Raw genomic sequence first — 653 nt, forward strand, 5'->3', positions numbered from 1 at the left:
TGTCTTCAGCGTGTCGGTCGGCTCACCCCGCGCCGCGGGTGCATCGGGGAACCGGCCCCCGAGGGAAGGGTCGGCGGCAAAGGCCACGTCGACGGCCGCACAGATCCGATCGATCACCTCAAGATTGGGCAGTTCTTCGCCGCCGCCGATATTGTAGGTTTCGCCCACCCGTCCCCGCTCGATGACAAGCTCGATGCCGCGACAATGATCGGACACGTGGAGCCAGTCGCGCAGGTTCATGCCGTCGCCATAGATTGGCAACTGCCGGCCGTGCAGGCAGTTGATCAGGAACAGCGGGATCAGCTTTTCGGGAAACTGGTAGGGGCCGTAGTTGTTCGAGCAATTGCTCGTGGTCACCTGCAGCCCATAGGTGTGATGGTAGGCCCGGACGAGGTGATCTGACGCCGCCTTGGAAGCCGAATAGGGCGAGTTGGGGGCATAGGGCGTGGTCTCGCTGAACGCGGGATCGTTCGGCCCGAGCGAGCCGAAAACCTCGTCGGTGGAAACATGATGGAACCGGTGCGGCTGGCCGCTTCCGCTGTCGAGCCACGCCTTGCGCGCCGCTTTCAGCAAGCTGTGAGTGCCGACGATGTTGGTGTCGATGAAAGCGTCGGGCCCGGTGATCGACCGATCGACATGGCTTTCGGCCGCGA

At 63.6% G+C, this 653-nt stretch carries 1 protein-coding gene; it reads right to left on the bottom strand.

Going from position 1 to position 653, the window contains the following annotated elements; translation table 11 throughout:
- Positions 1-653 (bottom strand): dTDP-glucose 4,6-dehydratase (locus ACK4IR_RS12375; RefSeq protein WP_409874642.1); only part of this gene is annotated, 653 nt, incomplete at both ends.

The sequence above is a fragment of the Thermosynechococcus sp. genome (assembly GCF_046299635.1).
GTDB lineage: Bacteria > Cyanobacteriota > Cyanobacteriia > Thermosynechococcales > Thermosynechococcaceae > Thermosynechococcus.